Annotated in this window: 11 protein-coding genes and 1 pseudogene; 9 read left to right on the top strand and 3 right to left on the bottom strand. The window is 38.5% G+C overall.

Annotated features, from left to right (window positions below; genetic code table 11):
• Positions 1–8 precede the first annotated feature (8 nt).
• From folB to HL290_RS02715, 7 genes are all read left to right on the top strand, one after another.
• On the top strand, positions 9–389 hold the full coding sequence (folB, locus tag HL290_RS02685) for a dihydroneopterin aldolase (protein WP_004643300.1): 381 nt from the start codon (positions 9–11) through the stop codon (positions 387–389).
• On the top strand, positions 346–783 hold the full coding sequence (locus tag HL290_RS02690) for a 2-amino-4-hydroxy-6-hydroxymethyldihydropteridine diphosphokinase (protein WP_198495511.1): 438 nt from the start codon (positions 346–348) through the stop codon (positions 781–783). Before folB ends, HL290_RS02690 begins: the two co-directional genes overlap by 44 nt.
• A gap of 258 nt (positions 784–1,041) precedes the next feature.
• Complete coding sequence (kdpA, locus tag HL290_RS02695) at positions 1,042–2,751, top strand: potassium-transporting ATPase subunit KdpA (protein ID WP_198495512.1); 1,710 nt, start codon at positions 1,042–1,044, stop codon at positions 2,749–2,751.
• Between the two features lie 8 nt (positions 2,752–2,759).
• Complete coding sequence (kdpB, locus tag HL290_RS02700) at positions 2,760–4,799, top strand: potassium-transporting ATPase subunit KdpB (RefSeq protein WP_198495513.1); 2,040 nt, start codon at positions 2,760–2,762, stop codon at positions 4,797–4,799.
• 13 nt (positions 4,800–4,812) lie between these two features.
• Positions 4,813–5,418, top strand: coding sequence for a potassium-transporting ATPase subunit KdpC (gene kdpC / locus HL290_RS02705; protein ID WP_198495514.1), 606 nt, complete (start codon positions 4,813–4,815; stop codon positions 5,416–5,418).
• Between the two features lie 38 nt (positions 5,419–5,456).
• On the top strand, positions 5,457–8,111 hold the full coding sequence (locus HL290_RS02710) for an ATP-binding protein (RefSeq protein WP_198495515.1): 2,655 nt from the start codon (positions 5,457–5,459) through the stop codon (positions 8,109–8,111).
• 11 nt (positions 8,112–8,122) lie between these two features.
• Entirely contained in the window at positions 8,123–8,839 is a 717-nt protein-coding gene (locus tag HL290_RS02715) for a response regulator (protein WP_056480964.1), read from the top strand.
• Between the two features lie 77 nt (positions 8,840–8,916).
• Here the strand turns inward: HL290_RS02715 and HL290_RS02720 are convergent, their stop codons facing one another.
• A complete protein-coding gene (locus HL290_RS02720; RefSeq protein WP_198495516.1) occupies positions 8,917–10,341 on the bottom strand; it encodes a glutamine synthetase family protein in 1,425 nt (474 codons plus the stop codon).
• A gap of 404 nt (positions 10,342–10,745) precedes the next feature.
• Here HL290_RS02720 and HL290_RS02725 point away from each other — a divergent pair, with 404 nt between their 5' ends.
• Positions 10,746–11,294 (top strand): DUF2799 domain-containing protein, encoded by a 549-nt coding sequence (locus tag HL290_RS02725; protein WP_080027388.1) that lies wholly within the window; start codon positions 10,746–10,748, stop codon positions 11,292–11,294.
• Between the two features lie 44 nt (positions 11,295–11,338).
• Here HL290_RS02725 and coq7 read toward each other — a convergent pair whose 3' ends face one another.
• Together coq7 and HL290_RS02735 are read right to left on the bottom strand one after the other, a co-directional pair.
• Positions 11,339–11,974, bottom strand: a complete 636-nt coding sequence (gene coq7 / locus HL290_RS02730; RefSeq protein WP_004643288.1) for a 2-polyprenyl-3-methyl-6-methoxy-1,4-benzoquinone monooxygenase — start codon at positions 11,972–11,974, stop codon at positions 11,339–11,341.
• Between the two features lie 3 nt (positions 11,975–11,977).
• A complete protein-coding gene (locus tag HL290_RS02735) occupies positions 11,978–13,300 on the bottom strand; it encodes an MFS transporter (RefSeq protein WP_080758369.1) in 1,323 nt (440 codons plus the stop codon).
• 391 nt (positions 13,301–13,691) lie between these two features.
• On the opposite strand from HL290_RS02735, the pseudogene HL290_RS02740 reads away from it, so the two are divergent.
• Positions 13,692–16,199: pseudogene (locus tag HL290_RS02740) on the top strand (autotransporter assembly complex protein TamA); the annotation flags it as partial.
• Positions 16,200–16,205: the final 6 nt, after the last annotated feature.

Raw genomic sequence — 16,205 nt, forward strand, 5'->3', positions numbered from 1 at the left:
TTAAATTTATGGATGCCATTATTATTGAAGGCTTGAAAGTTGAAACGGTCATTGGCTGTTTCAACTGGGAAAGACAAATCATTCAACCTTTAATGTTGGATTTAACCATCCATAATGATTTGAGCCGAGCTGCACAGTCTGACAAACTTGAAGATACACTCAATTATGCACAGATTTGTGAGTTATCGGCTCAAACTATTCAACAAGCCAAGCCTGAATTAATCGAACATGCAGCACATCTCGTTTTGGAATGTTTGTTCGAAACTTTCCCAACGATTGAAAAAATTACCATTACCATCCGTAAGCCCGCCATCATTGCAGAAGCTAATGCTGTAGGAATTCGTCTTGAACGCACCAGAAATAATTTTTGCGCTCGCTCTAGCGAGTAATTTAGACGCAGAACAACACTTTACTTTTGCTTATACGCAATTGGCAACATTGGGGAAAGTGCAGTTTTCATCGGTTTATCAAATTCCATGCCGAGATGGCATTGGAGATGATTACTGGAATTCGGCATGTCTATTAAAAAGTTCTTTAAATCCCTCACAAATAGAAGCTTTCTTAAAAAAACTTGAATCAGACACAGGACGTATTCGTCCATCACATCATATTTCTTTAGATGTAGATTTGATTGCATGGGGAACGGATCTCGACCATATGCAATTTAATTCTAAAAAATTACCTTTGGCACTAGACGTAAAAATTCCTTTATATGAATTATGGAATTGTGAGACCCTAAAGTCTGACGCAGTACTTTATCCGGTAGTCAATTTTAAACTTTAACGTCTTTTACTCTATATTTTACGCAAATTTTACGCGGGCTTTGAGTTCCTCAATAGAGAATTTACGAGCATTTTACCGATACTGAAATTCACTAAATTAGTGTTATTTCAGGACAATAAAGATGCTTATAAATTCTCAAATGCGCATCTTGCATCAGTCTGGCATTGTCTTATGCGGACTTAAAAAAAATGATATTTCTTTATTTCTCCTTATTTCCAGTTTGGCAAGCCAAGCCATAGGATTTAGAGGAGAATAGCCATGCTAGAACTTATACTTGTTTTATTTATTGCTATTTTTCTAGCATGGTGCCTCAGTAAATATCTATCCAAAGTGATGGCAAATCAGCCGATGTGGGGTGATGGATTATTTCGTTGGATTGAAAATCCTGTTTATCGCTTGTTAGGTGTATCTCCACAACAACAAATGAACTGGAAACAATATTCTCTAGCATTTGTTGTTAGCTGTATTTTTCTTGCAGTGGCTATTCTTGCTATTTTTATGACGCAAGCATGGCTACCATTAAATCCTAACCATGCACCAAATATGAGTTGGGATTTAGCGTTACACACTGTTATTTCATTTTTAACAAACACCAACCAACAGCATTATTCTGGTCAGGCTCAGTTATCTTATTTGTCGCAAATGACAGGTATTGTGGGCCTGCAAGTCATTACTCCAATGATGGGATTGGCTTTGGTTGTCGCGACCTTAAGAGCGTTCTTTTATCAGCGTCCAAGCCATATCGCAGCTGATGTTGCCGAGCAACCAGATCAAATTTTAATTGGTAACTATTGGGCAGATGTAATTCGCCCTACAGTACGCTTTTTGCTTCCACTCTGTTTTGTCTGGTCATTATTGCTCAATAGCCAAGGTGTACCAGCGACTTTCCAAGGCGGGCCAGAAGTACAACTTATTGATAAAGCCAACACTGTAGAAACTCAAAAAATTCCTTTGGGACCAGTTGCACCGATGGTGGCTATTAAGCAATTGGGTAGTAACGGTGGTGGATGGTACGGTCCAAATAGTTCTGTGCCTTTAGAAAATCCAACACCACTGTCTAATTTATTAGAAATGATTGCGATTTTACTCATTCCAATCACAGTAATTTTTATGGTTGGGCATTTTACTCAGCGTAAAAAGTTTGCTTACTTTGTGTTTGGTAGCATGCTTTTTATGTCGATTATTTCAGGTGCAGCAGCCGTCTGGTCTGAAAGTATGTCATCTACAGCATCTCAACTTGCCGTAATGGAAGGTAAAGAGCAACGATTTGGGCCAGCAGCATCAGCGGTTTGGGCAGCTGTCACAACTCAAGTAAATAATGGTTCGGTCAATATGATGCATGATTCTTCTGCGCCGCTTACTGGTCTGGTCGAACTCATTAACATGTTGATTAATGCCATTTGGGGCGGCGTAGGCTGTGGTCTGCAACAGTTTATGATTTATCTATTACTTGCAGTATTTATTGCCGGTTTAATGACAGGTCGTACCCCTGAGTTGTTTGGGCGCAAGATTGAAGCCGCAGAAATTAAGTTACTCGCGATTATTATCTTGATTCAACCTCTCGTTATTCTTGCCTTTACTGCATTAACCCTCAGCATTCCGGGTCTATCAGGCATCAGCAATTCAGGACCGCATGGTATTAGCCAAGTGTTCTATGAATATGTTTCTGCCTTTGCCAACAACGGTTCAGGTTTTGAAGGCCTTGGAGATAACACCGTATGGTGGAACGTCACTTGTAGTATCGCTCTACTGTTAGGACGTTTTCCGACATTAATTTTGCCATTAATGATTGCGACACGTTTAGCAGCAAAAAGAAAAGCACCCGAAACAGCAGGCAGTCTTCAAGTTGAAACTCCAACTTTTGCCTTAACGCTGATCACGATTGTGGTGTTGCTTACCTTATTACAATTTATGCCAGTTCTTGTCCTTGGGCCAATTGCCGATCAACTTTTGTTGGTTAAAGGCTAAGGAGGCGAGTGAAAATGAATACACAAACTCATGTAAATAGCCATAAAAAAACCATGGCAGTACCAAATTTTGAAGTTTGGAAAAATGCATTTGTGAAGTTGCTACCACAACATGCAATTAAAAATCCTGTGATGGCAATTGTATGGCTTGGGACAGTGGTTACTGGAATCAGTACCATTTTGGGTTACACCACACTGTTATTTGGTTTGGCAGTAACAGCTATCCTGTTCATTACCATTTTATTTGCCAACTATGCTGAAGCTGTTGCAGAGGCTAGAGGTCGTGGTCAGGCATCTTCATTGCGTGCAGCAAGAGAAAACTTAACCGCTCGAAGACTCAATTCTTTGACCGACCGTCAAGCGACGCAAGTTGCAGCAACTGAGCTTCGTTTAAATGATTTTATTGAAGTTCATGTAGGTGAGCTTGTTCCAGCCGATGGTGAAATTGTAGAAGGTTTTGCCACTATTAATGAATCAGCTGTTACAGGTGAATCGGCACCCGTATTACGTGAAGCTGGAACTGACCGTTCAGGTGTTATTGGTGGGACCAAAGTACTTACAGATCGTATTATCGTTCAGGTTACTGCGGAATCTGGCCAAAGTTTCTTGGACCGTATGATTGCTTTGGTTGAAGGTTCAAATCGTCAAAAAACACCGAATGAGATTGCACTTGGCTTTTTGTTAATGGTGATGACACTCACGTTTTTAATTGTCGTGATTAGCTTGCCGTTTATTGCCAATTATTTGCATGTTGAACTTGATCCAGTGGTGCTTGTGGCGCTATTGGTCTGCTTAATTCCAACAACTATTGGGGGCTTATTACCTGCGATTGGGATTGCGGGTATGAACCGTGCACTCAAAGCCAATGTCTTGGCAAAATCGGGTAAAGCCGTAGAAGTTGCTGGTGACATTGATGTGCTTTTACTTGATAAAACCGGAACCATTACCTATGGCGACCGTCAAGCGACCTCTTTTTATCCTTTAACTTCGGTAACTGAGTCTGAGTTACGAGTGGCTGCTTGGGTAAGTTCGCTTGCAGACCCAACACCAGAAGGAAAATCGATTGTTAAATTAGCAAAAGAACAAGGGCTAAAACAGCAAGAACCTGAGCAGGTTGAATTTATCTCTTTTAGTGCATCAACCCGAATTTCTGGTGTGAATTTCCCTAATGGTGATCAAATTCGTAAAGGTGCGTTAGATGCCATTTTGAAATTTGTCGATGAAGATTATTCTCAAGATTTAGAGTTGAAAGCACGTGTTGAACAAGTCGCCAAAAAAGGTGCAACCCCATTGGTTGTGGCAAATCAACATCATGTATTGGGCGTGATTGAACTCTCAGATGTGATTAAACACGGCATTAAAGAACGTTTTGCTCGTTTAAGAGAAATGGGTATCAAAACCGTAATGGTGACGGGTGATAACCCGTTAACTGCTGCTGCGATTGCTGCTGAAGCTGGCGTAGATGACTATATTGCTGAAGCAAAACCTGAAGATAAATTGGCTTGTATTCGCACTGAACAACAGCAAGGTCGTTTAGTTGCGATGGTCGGTGATGGAACAAACGATGCACCTGCATTAGCTCAGGCAGATATTGGCTTAGCCATGAATTCGGGTACGCAAGCTGCGAAAGAAGCAGGCAATATGGTCGACTTAGACTCAGACCCGACCAAACTACTGGCTGTGGTTGAAATTGGTAAACAACAGTTGATTACTCGTGGTGCTTTAACAACGTTTTCTTTAGCAAATGATGTGTCGAAATACTTTGCAATTTTGCCTGCATTATTCGCTGCAGCGATTCCGCAAATGCAGGTTTTAAATGTGATGCATCTGGCGAGCCCAAGCAGTGCGATTTTATCGGCATTAATCTTTAACGCGATTATTATCCCGTTATTAATTCCAATTGCTCTTCGAGGCGTGAAATTTAAACCTTCAACTGCAACTCAGTTACTACGTCGAAATATGTTGATTTATGGTGTGGGTGGTGTGGTTCTACCATTTATTGCCATTAAAGCGATCGATGTGGTGATTGTTCAATTATTTGGTTTGTAATCTGGAGTTTGAAATGAAAACTTATGTACAAAATTCAGAAGTAAATTTGGGTCAGACCTTAAGAGCATCGTTAGGATTATTAATTTTTACTCTAATGGGGTGCGGTGCTGTTTACAGTGCTATCGCTACTGGTGCCGGACAGATTTTATTCAACAATCAAGCGAATGGTAGTTTGATCGAAATAGATCAGAAAGTTGTTGGGTCAACTTTAGTGGCTCAGCCATTTGTCGGGAATGAATATTTTCATCCACGTCCTTCGGCAGCAAATTATGACCCCATGGCAATGGCGGGTACAAATTTAGCTCGTACTAATCCTGAGTTACAAAAGCAAATCGACGCTCAGATACTTGCGGTGAAAAAACAAGATCATACAGGCAATACACCTATTCCAAGTGATTTGGTGACTAAATCTGGCAGTGGTATCGATCCACATATTAGTCCCCAAGCCGCTCAGTTACAGGTGGCTCGAGTGGCTCAAGCGCGCCATTTAGATCTTAAAGTTGTGGAAGAGCTTTTGCAAAAGCATATTGAACCGATGCAATTTGGTGTATTGGGGCAAGCTCGTGTTAATGTATTAGAGCTCAATATCGCTTTAGATCAATTACAATCTACACATTAACTTAAAAATAAAGTTGTTAGTTTACCGGATGATATCAAGTGCAAAGCAATCGCGAAAATCAGGCTGAGGCCTTATTAAATCATGTCAACAGATATCAAGCCGGTCGACTAACGGTCTTTTTAGGTGCGGCACCTGGTGTCGGAAAAACCTATGCCATGCTTGCTCGTGCCAAAGAGTTATTTCAACAGGGCACAGATGTTGTGGTGGGTATTGTTGAAACCCATGGGAGAATAGAAACTCTAAAAATTTTGGAAGGCTTACCTCAGATTGCTAGAAAGGAAATGCAGTATCAGGGGCATAGTTTAGAAGAAATGGACTTGGATGCTATTTTACTTAGGCATCCCGAAATCGTTTTAGTTGATGAGTTGGCTCATCGAAACATACCAAATAGTCGTCATGAACGTCGTTGGCAAGATGTCAATGAATTGCTAGATGCAGGTATTGACGTATTCACCACCATGAATATTCAGCATTTAGAAAGCTTAAATGATGTGGTGTACCAGATTACGGGCATTAGGGTAAGTGAAACTGTACCAGATAGAGTGTTTGATCGTATTCGAGACATTCGTTTAATTGATTTGCCAGTCAGTGAACTCATTGAAAGGCTCCATCAAGGAAAAGTGTATGTGCCCGATCAAGCAAATCTAGCATTACAAGGCTTTTTTAGCATTTCAAATTTAACTGCACTACGTGAACTAGCAATGCAATGCGTTGCTGAGCATGTCGATTCAGATTTAAAAGAGAGTTATGCCTCTAAAGGTTTGAAATCTATATCGTTGCAAAATGAATTAATGATTGCGATAGATGGGCAAGGTTCTTCAGAGTATTTAGTACGGGCAGGTTGTCGTTTAGCGGAACGTTATGGGGCTGCGTGGACTGTAGTGAATGTTGCTAAAAGTTTGGACTTTGGGCAGAGTTCAGAAAGTTCATATAAAAAAGAATATATCGAGATTGACCGTGCATTTGAACTGGCTCGACAACTCGGTGGTCGAACAGAAGTAATATATGGCCATCAGGTTGCATCTGTTTTAATGGATGCTGCTGTGGATAGGGGAATCTCAAATCTGGTCATTGGCAAAAGTATTTCGCCATTGTGGTTAAAGTTATTTAAGAAAAATTTAGCTCAACAATTATTGAATCAAGAAAACTCAATTGCTTTAACCATTTTGCATCCAGAACAGGGCACCAAAAAGACAACTCAGCTTGAAAAGCCATCATTTTTATCTCTAAAAGAAAGTATTTTTGTTTTAGTTGTTACGTGTGCCAGTATTTTTATAGCGCACTTTGCTGAAGTATTATTTGGTATTGAAGACTTTTCTGTCATTTTTATTATTTCAGTTTTAATTGTTGCAACTAAAACCAGAATGCTCGTTGCTGTCGTGGCAGCTCTCATCTGTTTCTTGGCTTACAATTTTTTCTTTATTGCACCACGTTTTACCTTGCAGATTTCAGCACATCAAGGTGTGGTTACCGTTGTTGCTTTTTTTGCAGCAGCTTTAATCGCTGGACGCTTGGCTTCTCAATTACGTCAGCAGGTTTTGTCTTTAAAAGCTGCGAATGCCTACACTACAGTAATGCAAGATTTGGCGCGTAAACTTTCTCGTGCAGTGAACCTTGAAGAAGTCATGCAAACAGGACGTATCACCTTAGAAACACAACTTCAAACTAAAGTATGGATTTCTATTCAAGATAGAGTGATTTCATCTGAAATAGAGCTAAACGATAAAGAAAAAGTGGCAGCAGATTGGTGTTTGAAGCATCAACAACCATGTGGGCGTTTTACCGATACGCTTAGTCAGTCAAACTGGTGGTTTTTACCACTTTTAGAACAAAAAAATAGCCTAGGTATTGTGGGAATTTATTTTAAAGATGAAGTTGTTTCTTTAAATTTTGAGCAAAAAAAACTGACTGAAAGTGTAATTGAATATATTGCGCAGGCAGCACTCCGGACCCAACTGGTCAATGAGCTTGAACAAGCAAAAGTAACCAGTGAAACAGAGCGATTACGTTCTGCTTTATTATCGTCGGTATCGCACGATTTACGTTCACCACTTGCTTCTATTATTGGAGCGGCAGACACGCTTGCTCATTTTAAAGCTGATATGTCAGAGCAAGACCAGCAAGATTTACTCGAAACCATTCATTTAGAAGGTGAGCGCTTAGATCGTTATATTCAGAATTTGCTTGATATGACACGTTTGGGGCATGAAGGTCTATCTTTAAAAAGAGACTGGATTGGTATCGATGAATTAATTGGTTCTGCAACCCGCCGTTTGAAGCGTTATAAACCAGATACTCAAGTGTTGGTCGAATTACCTGAACAAACCATTAGTTTATATGTTCATCCAGCACTGGTAGAGCAAGCTATTTTTAATGTTTTAGAAAATGCTGCAAACTTTTCACCTCCAGATGAACCAGTCATGATTCGGGCTTCTCTTTTGTTTGAAGATGAAGTGAAGATAGAAATTGAAGATAGAGGAGCGGGGATTCCTGAAGATGAAAGAAACCGTATTTTCGATATGTTTTATACTATGGAACGTGGAGACCGCGGAAAATTCGGTACAGGTTTAGGACTGACAATTGTGAAAGCGATTATTGGTGCTCATATGGGTACAATAGAAGCATTTTCAGGTCGCCAAAATAAAGGTACTTTAATTCAAATCAAACTACCCATTCATCCAGTAAAAGAATAAGTTGTAAAGTCATGATAAGTTCAGAAACATCACCTGTAGAAACACGTATTGTGATTATTGATGATGAGCCTCAAATTCGTAAATTTTTAGACATTGCTTTAAGAACACAAAAATACAAAACCACGCTCTGTGAGACTGGTTACAAAGGTTTGGAGGCTTTGGCCACACAAGGTGCTGATTTAGTTATTTTAGATTTGGGTTTGCCAGATTTAGACGGTAAAGAAGTGCTTCAAGAGTTACGTAGTTGGTCGAATGTTCCTGTCATTGTATTATCTGTACGCTCAGATGAATATGAGAAAGTTGCATTACTAGATGCTGGTGCAAATGATTACATGACCAAGCCTTTTAGCGTACAAGAGTTATTAGCGCGCATACGAGTCATTTTAAGAAACCAACCCATTCAACAAGAAGCTCATGTTTATGATGATGGCTACCTTAAAGTAGATGTTATGCAACGTTTAGTGTGGATCGAGCAACAGCCAATTACTTTAACTCGAAAAGAGTTTCAACTGTTGACGCTATTAATGCGCTATCAAGGGCAGCTTTTAACACAACCTCAACTGTTAAAAGAACTATGGGGGCCAACCCATCAGGAAGATACTCATTATTTACGTATTTTAGTGGGCAAGTTGCGCGGTAAACTTGGAGATAATGCAATTCAGCCACGCTATATTGCAACTGAACCTGGTGTTGGATTGCGTTTTTTATCTAAACAGAAAAATCATTAATTACATATAAAAAAAAACCTTAGGGAATTTCTCCCTAAGGGTTTGCAAAGCGGTTTATATCTTTTAGCATTTTTTATTTATATATCCCAATGTTGTTCTGCTTCAGTCATTTGACTGTAAATATTTTGATATTCAGCCAGTTTAACTGTGTACCAATGTTCTATAAAGTCTGCCCCTAAATATCCTTTTAAAATAAGATTCCCTTTAAATATTTTTAAGGCTTCTGGCTGATTGTTGGCTAATAGAATGTGCTCATCAGGAAATTTTAAAAGATGTGCAGGTTTTGGTAGTGGTAATTTATGAGATAAGCCGTAAGACACACCGGCTAAAATCGTAGCTGTAACCAAATAGGGGTTACAGTCGGCTCCAGCAACCCGATATTCTAAGCGTTGATTTTTTAAATCTGAGCATGGAATTCGAATTGCAACATTACGATTATTGGTACCCCAATTTGCTTCTAATGGCACATGGTGCCCAATTTTAAAACGTCTATAAGAATTAATATTGGGCGCTAAAATAGCCATAGATGCAGGCATTAATTCAATTAGGCCACTAATCGCGCTGAGTAATTTAGCCGAAGGTTCATCTTTTTCTACTTCCGAACTAAATATATTTTCATGGTACTGATTGAGCAAGCTCATATGAAAATGCATACCACTACCAGCCTTTGCCAAGTTCGGTTTCGCCATGAAACAGGCAGTTAAGTCATGCTTTCTTGCGACTTGTTTTACAATTCTTTTTAAAGCATTAATTTGATCGCATAGCTTTAAAATATCATGAGTGTGTTGAAGGTTTAGTTCGTATTGTCCAGGTGATGACTCTGCAACAATAGCGGTAATTTCAATAGATTGTAGTAGGGCGGCTTTTTCAACTTCTTCTAAGACTTGTTGATAGTTATTTGGTGCATCTATGTCAAAACATTGGTTTTCCAAACATGTTTCAGTGTGATGGTTTGAGGAGAAAAGATAAAACTCCAGTTCAGCAGCCATGACAGGAAAATAATTGTTAGCATGTAACTGATTTAATAATTTTTTTAATATATTGCGTGGTTCATATCGACAATCTGAGCCATCTTCTTCTTGCATTGTGAGGAAAAGCTGAGCATTCAATTCAGGGGATAAGGCACTTGGTTGTAAGCTGCCTAAAATGGGCAGACAAAGTCTGTCTGGTTCACCAATATATTTTCCTAGGCCTGTCTCTTCAATGACTTTTCCATCAAGACTCATTGCATAAACAGAAAGTGGAAAATAACATCCGTTGGAGAGATTTCTCAAACTTTTAACATCAATTCGTTTGCCACGAATATGTCCGTTTAAATCATGTAGGCAAATATCAATATGTTGAGTATGAGGATATGAGTTTAAATATTCATCGACTTCTTTCAAAAATAAATCAGGTTGGAAAGTATAAGTTTGTGTCAGTGGAGTAAAATCGTCTGATATTTTAAAAGCCTTAAAGTGAGAGTCTTGTAAGTTTAAGTTTGGATAAATATGCGTACTCATTATAAAAACCTTGGTGGTTATTTAGCTAAAATCCTACCGCAAGCTGTGAGGTTAATAGCATAAAAAAAGAGTAAAATGATTAAAGAATGATTTTTGGAATATTTGGATTTTTTATATGAATAATCAATTGCTTGAGTCTAATTTTTATAATTAAAAATTTAAGTAAAATTAGCGTATAAGGGCAGTCTAAGAGTTAGCAAATTTCTTAAAATTTTATTTTTAAATTAAACAATATTAGTAATTATGGTCTTTCAATTTGGTGAGATGGTCAAACTGATTTAAACTTAAAGGCTTATCCAGTGAGTCACTTTTTTTTGAAGTTTTGAATAGAGCAAGACTTTTTAGGGTATTTACTGGAATTTTATTTTTGCGTTTTTTAAATTTATTTTTTGAGTTCTCTTAATATGAAAAATATCGGTTTAGCCATTCTAGCCATCAGCCTTTCAGGTTGTGCTGCAATGAGCGTAGAAGAATGTAAGACTGCGAATTGGTCATTAGTGGGTGAGAAAGATGGTTCAAAAGGTTCGTCGCCACGTTTAGATCAATATTACAAAGCATGTGGAAAAGCCAATATTGTTCCAGATCAAAAGTCATATGAACGTGGGTATAAAGAAGGTCTAGGGTATTATTGCCAGCCAACAAATATTTTTTATAATGCTTTAGAGGGTAGTGGCAATATCAATGTGTGCCCAGTTGAGCAGCGTAATCGTTTAAGACCTTATTATCAGGCAGCTTCCGATTACTACAATGCAAAAAATGAATATGACCGTTATGACGAAAAGTTTAAGCAATATTCTGATAATGCTTACAACGAAAAATTAAAGCCAGAAGAGCGTGAACGTTATCGTAAGCTTTTAAAAGAATTACAAATTGATCGTGACCGTATTAATCGAAACTATTGGAACTCAATTCGAGATATTGAACGTTTCAAATATGATCATGGCTTAAAATAATATTTGAAAAGGATTGATCTGGTTGAGATCAATCCTTTGTTTTTTTAAAGGTAATAACTGGTTTTTGTCATGAGCTTTGAAATAGCAGTCATCGTAATTTTTACTGCATACGGTAATTCAACGCCGCCTGCTTCAAGTGCAGTATGACGGTGATGTAACTCATCTTCATTCATTTGCTCTAAAATTTTACGAGAGCGATCATCTTGAGCTGGTAGCTGTTTTAAATGGTCTTGTAAATGAAGGCTGACTTGACGTTCAGTTTCGGCCACAAAACCTAAACTATATTTATCACCTGCAATACCCGCAAGAGCACCCATGCCATACGAAAGCCCATACCATATTGGGTTTAATAAACTGGTATGACTATTTAACTCTTTTAAGCGAACTTCACACCAAGCTAAATGATCTTGTTCTTCAATTGCTGCTTGTTGCATTTCTTTACGTACATTGGGTAATTTTGCAGTTAATGCTTGTCCATGATAAAGGGCTTGTGCGCAAACTTCACCACTATGGTTGACTCGCATTAAACCTGCGACATGGCGAGCATCTTCTACACCTAGTTTTGCTTCAACTGTTTCAGCTGGATTTTGGCGCTGTGCTGCTGTTGCACCCGGAACAAGACTACGTAATGCTTGATCAAAAGAGTTAATGAGCTGATCAATTCCAGTATAGTGGCGCATAAATTAGTCCTCCAAAGAAAGATGTGCTGTGGCAAGCATTGGTTTTAGACGTGCTAGAAGCCATATACTAAAGATTGCACTAAGTACAGCTGTAATAATAAAAAGTATTTTAATATCAATTTTTAAAACACTTAAGATTAAAATTGAAAAAATTGCAGAAGAAACCATAAAAACGGCATTTAAAATGTTATTAGCCGCAACGACACGGGCACGATGTGAGCGCGGAGAATAAGCCTGCATCATGGCATAAAGGGGAACAATATAAAAACCGCCACTAATCCCCAATAAAGTCACTGCTAACATCACATGATAGTAAACCCAGCCTTGAGTAAAAATATCTTTTAATGTAAGTAATGCCCCAGTTCTTTCGGGAACAAAAGCTAAACTGGCAGCAAGGTAGAGCGCAAAAACAGTAAGGCCAATAGCACCAATTGGCACCATTTTAATATTAATTTCTGAACCACCAATTTTACGGCAAAGAAGAGACCCGACACCAATACCGACTGAAAAGAAAGTAAGCAAAAGGCTGACGACATTTTCTGAAGCATGGAGATTTTGTTGGGTGAGCTGTGGAATTTGAGTTAAATAAGTAGCGCCATAAAACCAGTACCATGAGTTACCTAACAAAATAGTGAACACTAAAGGTAAGCTTTTGGCATATTTAATGGTTTGAAAGCTTGTACGAATGAAATTCCAGTCAATCTTTAAATCGGGAGCAGCAACTTTTTGAGGTAAAATGAACCGACTACATAAATAGCCAATGCAAGCAATAATCACAACAGTAAGACTAATCCACAATAAGTTCCCATGTGATGATGCAATTACAGCACCACCTAAAATCATCCCGAATAAAATTGCCATTGAAGTGCCTGACTGAAACAGGGCATTACCAGACATTAACTCGTGCGGTTTTAAAATTTCAGGCAAAATTGCGTACTTGATGGGGCCAAAGAATGTTGAATGTGTACCCATTAAGAATAAAGCAAGAAGAAGCAACCATAAGTGCCCCAATAAAAAACCAGCAGAACCAATGAGCATAATAATAATTTCTAAAATTTTTATGCCACGGACGAGTTGTGAACGCTCATATTTATCTGCAATTTGTCCAGCAGTGGCCGAAAAAAAGAAATAGGGCAAAATAAACAAGAGAGCCGCTAAGTTATTAAGAGTACTTACTGGGGCAGATTGTTGCTGAATCAAACCATAGGTAATCACTAATAATAAAGCTTGCTTAAAAACGTTATCATTTAATGCGCCAAAAAACTGGGTAAAAAACATCGGTACGAACCGACGTGATGTCATCAGGTGCTCATCTTGTTTCATCATGTGCAAACTTCATTGTGTTTTATAAAAAAATGTGACCGATTGTTAATTTGCATCGAAAACCATGTATGATATTTTTAACGCTTGATTAAATGAAAAATCAATGGTTTTGAGTGAGTTTTACACTCACCTTGGTGCGTTTTATTAAAAAATAAGTCTAGAGTTTTCTATGCCTTCTAAAATTAAGTTTAAACAGTCAACTCTCACTCATTCTATGCATTTAATTTTAAAAATGCAGGGGATTCCTAAACTTATTTGTAGCAGCTTGTTGTTAAGTGTTTGTGTAACGCCAAGTTTTGCTCAAACTTCTGTTGCAGCTAGTTCATCAACTGCAAGCCCAACTGTGTCTGATACTTCAGCAGAACAATTAACGTCAATGGATCAGCAAAATACTGCTCCAATTACAGATATTGCTACACTTGTGACTCAAGCTCAGCAACAACAAGATAGCTTGGCTATATTGCAACAACAAGAACAATTTCCAAATCAAATTAACGAATTTAAGCCAATTACACTGGATAATCTCGAAGATTTACCAGATATGCCTGTTGACCAAAACATGGCAAATGAAATTTATAGGGTAGCGGAAGAGGCTAAAAATGAAGCGCAGAGTTTTCAAAATGGGACTCAGAAGCTACCTGAAGTAACGGTAAGTGATGCAACGCAGTCTGAAGTACAGGAAATTAAACAAGCACCTGTAAATATTGACCAGCTTATGCAAGAGATTCAATCTGATAGCAAGATTGTAGTCGAAGCCAATGAAACAGGAAAAACCTTACCAGAGTTAACGCCAGAGACCGATGAACCACCTGAACAAGCTGGTTTCTTTAAGCGTATTTTAAATAAAGTGCGTCCGCCACGTGCAATTCCAATGGAACAAGTACCGCGTATTAGTGCAGAAGTAAGTGGTGCTTCAGATTTGCTGGCTAAAAACATTAAAGGTAAGTTATCGACATTTACTCAAGAGTCATTTGAAGATTTCAATGCTGCTTTACCTCAACTTAGAACATTAAGTAATCAAGCTGCACAGGCGGTTGGTTATTATAATGCTGAGTTCCGCTTTGAAAAATTAAGTTCGAGTCGGGTTCGTGTAAATGTTACGCCTAATGAACCAGTACGAATTAATGAGCAAAATATTGAATTTACTGGTGCGGGTGAAAAGCAACCACAGTTTCAGGTTATTCGTTTAGTTCCTGATCAGGATGTAGGTGACATTTTTAACCATGGTTTATATGAAACCACTAAAAGTCGTATTGTTGATGCCGCATCTAATAATGGTTATTTTGATGCTTACTGGCGTTTGCATGATGTGAAAGTGAGTCAGCCAGAAAATAAAGCTGATATTAACTTACGCTATGAAACAGGTGAGCGTTACAAATTAGATAAGGTTGAGTTTCGTATGAGTGATCCATCGAAACCTTTGCCATTAAATTTGAATATTTTAGAAAGTATGGCGCCGTGGAAAGAGGGCGATGACTATGCATTTTGGCGGGTAAATACTTTAGCAAATAACCTAACCAACTCGCGTTATTTTAATTACACTTTAGTTGACTCTGTTAAACCAGATCCAATTGAAAAACGACTTGAGCTACCACCCGATTTACAAGCTTTGGTCGATGAACAAAACATTGATGTTGATGAGTCTAATTTACTTTCACCTGAACAACGACAATTGGCTAAAGCACGTCAATTAGCCACATCTAATAAAGAAGTTACACAAAACGTAGTAGATGAAAAACAGTTTGCTGGAACACAAAAAACAAAAGAGGCCGAACCTCAAACAGCCATGTTGCAAAGTGCGCCCGTTCAGCAGGATGAACAAGAAACTGAACAGGACCGCCTGCAAGCACAAGCACGTGAAACTAAAAGAATTCCAGTCATTGTGACTTTAAATGCAGATAAGCTAAATAGTTTGGAAACAGGTGTTGGTTACGGCACCGATACAGGTGCACGTTTACGTAGTCAGTATCGCCGTTCTATTGTCAATAAATATGGTCATTCTTTTGATGCCAACTTGGAAGTCTCACAAATTCGTCAATCTATTGATGGCCGATATAGTATTCCCTATAAACACCCATTAAATGATTACTTTAACATTGTGGGTGGATATGAGCGTGAAACACGTGATGATATTGGTCCAGATGTAAGTTTACTTACTGAATCCGCTGTTGTTGGTGGAGAGCGTATCATTAAACGTCCGTTAGGGAACTGGCAACATACTTTTGGTGTCCGCTATCGTTTAGACCGTTTAACCCAACAGGGTAATGTTGATATTTCTGAATTACCAGATGCTTTTAAAACTGCTGCATCAGAGCAAGAAGCATTATTATTTAGTTATGAAACTTCTAAAACTTCTAGTAATACACGTTTGAACCCAACTAAGGCTTTTAAACAAACCTATAAAGTAGAATTAGGTAGCGAGAGTTTACTGTCCGATGCCAATATGGCAATTGCAAGTGCGGGTTGGAGATTTATTTACTCTCTTGGCGAAAATGATGATCATCAATTCGTTGGAAGATCTGACCTTAGCTACATTTTTACCGATGACTTTGACAAAGTTCCATACAATCTTAGATTCTTTACTGGTGGTGACCAAACCATTCGTGGCTTTGACTATAAGAGTCTTTCCCCAGAAGTAGATGGATATAAAATTGGGGGACAAGCTTTGGCTGTTGGTTCTTTAGAATATAACTATCAGTTTAAGGACGGTTGGCGAGCCGCTGTTTTCTCTGACTTTGGTAATGCCTATGATAAAGACTTTAGTAATCCAGCAGCTTATAGCATTGGGGTTGGAATTCGTTGGAAGTCTCCAATTGGGCCAATCCGTTTAGATGTCGCTTCGGGTATTTCAGATGAAAACCATCCGATTCGTTTACATTTCTTTATAGGCCCACAACTTTAAAAATAA

This window comes from Acinetobacter sp. AC1-2 (genome assembly GCF_016124155.1).
Taxonomy (GTDB): domain Bacteria; phylum Pseudomonadota; class Gammaproteobacteria; order Pseudomonadales; family Moraxellaceae; genus Acinetobacter; species Acinetobacter calcoaceticus.

What these genes read in the sequence shown, in the direction of transcription:
- folB (WP_004643300.1), top strand. Translation starts at nt 9, where the DNA reads ATGGATGCCATTATTATTGAAGGCTTGAAAGTTGAAACGGTCATTGGC.
- kdpA (WP_198495512.1), top strand. Translation starts at nt 1,042, where the DNA reads ATGCTAGAACTTATACTTGTTTTATTTATTGCTATTTTTCTAGCATGG.
- kdpC (WP_198495514.1), top strand. Translation starts at nt 4,813, where the DNA reads ATGAAAACTTATGTACAAAATTCAGAAGTAAATTTGGGTCAGACCTTA.
- HL290_RS02715 (WP_056480964.1), top strand. Translation starts at nt 8,123, where the DNA reads ATGATAAGTTCAGAAACATCACCTGTAGAAACACGTATTGTGATTATT.
- HL290_RS02720 (WP_198495516.1), bottom strand. Translation starts at nt 10,341, where the DNA reads ATGAGTACGCATATTTATCCAAACTTAAACTTACAAGACTCTCACTTT.
- HL290_RS02725 (WP_080027388.1), top strand. Translation starts at nt 10,746, where the DNA reads ATGAAAAATATCGGTTTAGCCATTCTAGCCATCAGCCTTTCAGGTTGT.
- coq7 (WP_004643288.1), bottom strand. Translation starts at nt 11,974, where the DNA reads ATGCGCCACTATACTGGAATTGATCAGCTCATTAACTCTTTTGATCAA.
- HL290_RS02735 (WP_080758369.1), bottom strand. Translation starts at nt 13,300, where the DNA reads ATGATGAAACAAGATGAGCACCTGATGACATCACGTCGGTTCGTACCG.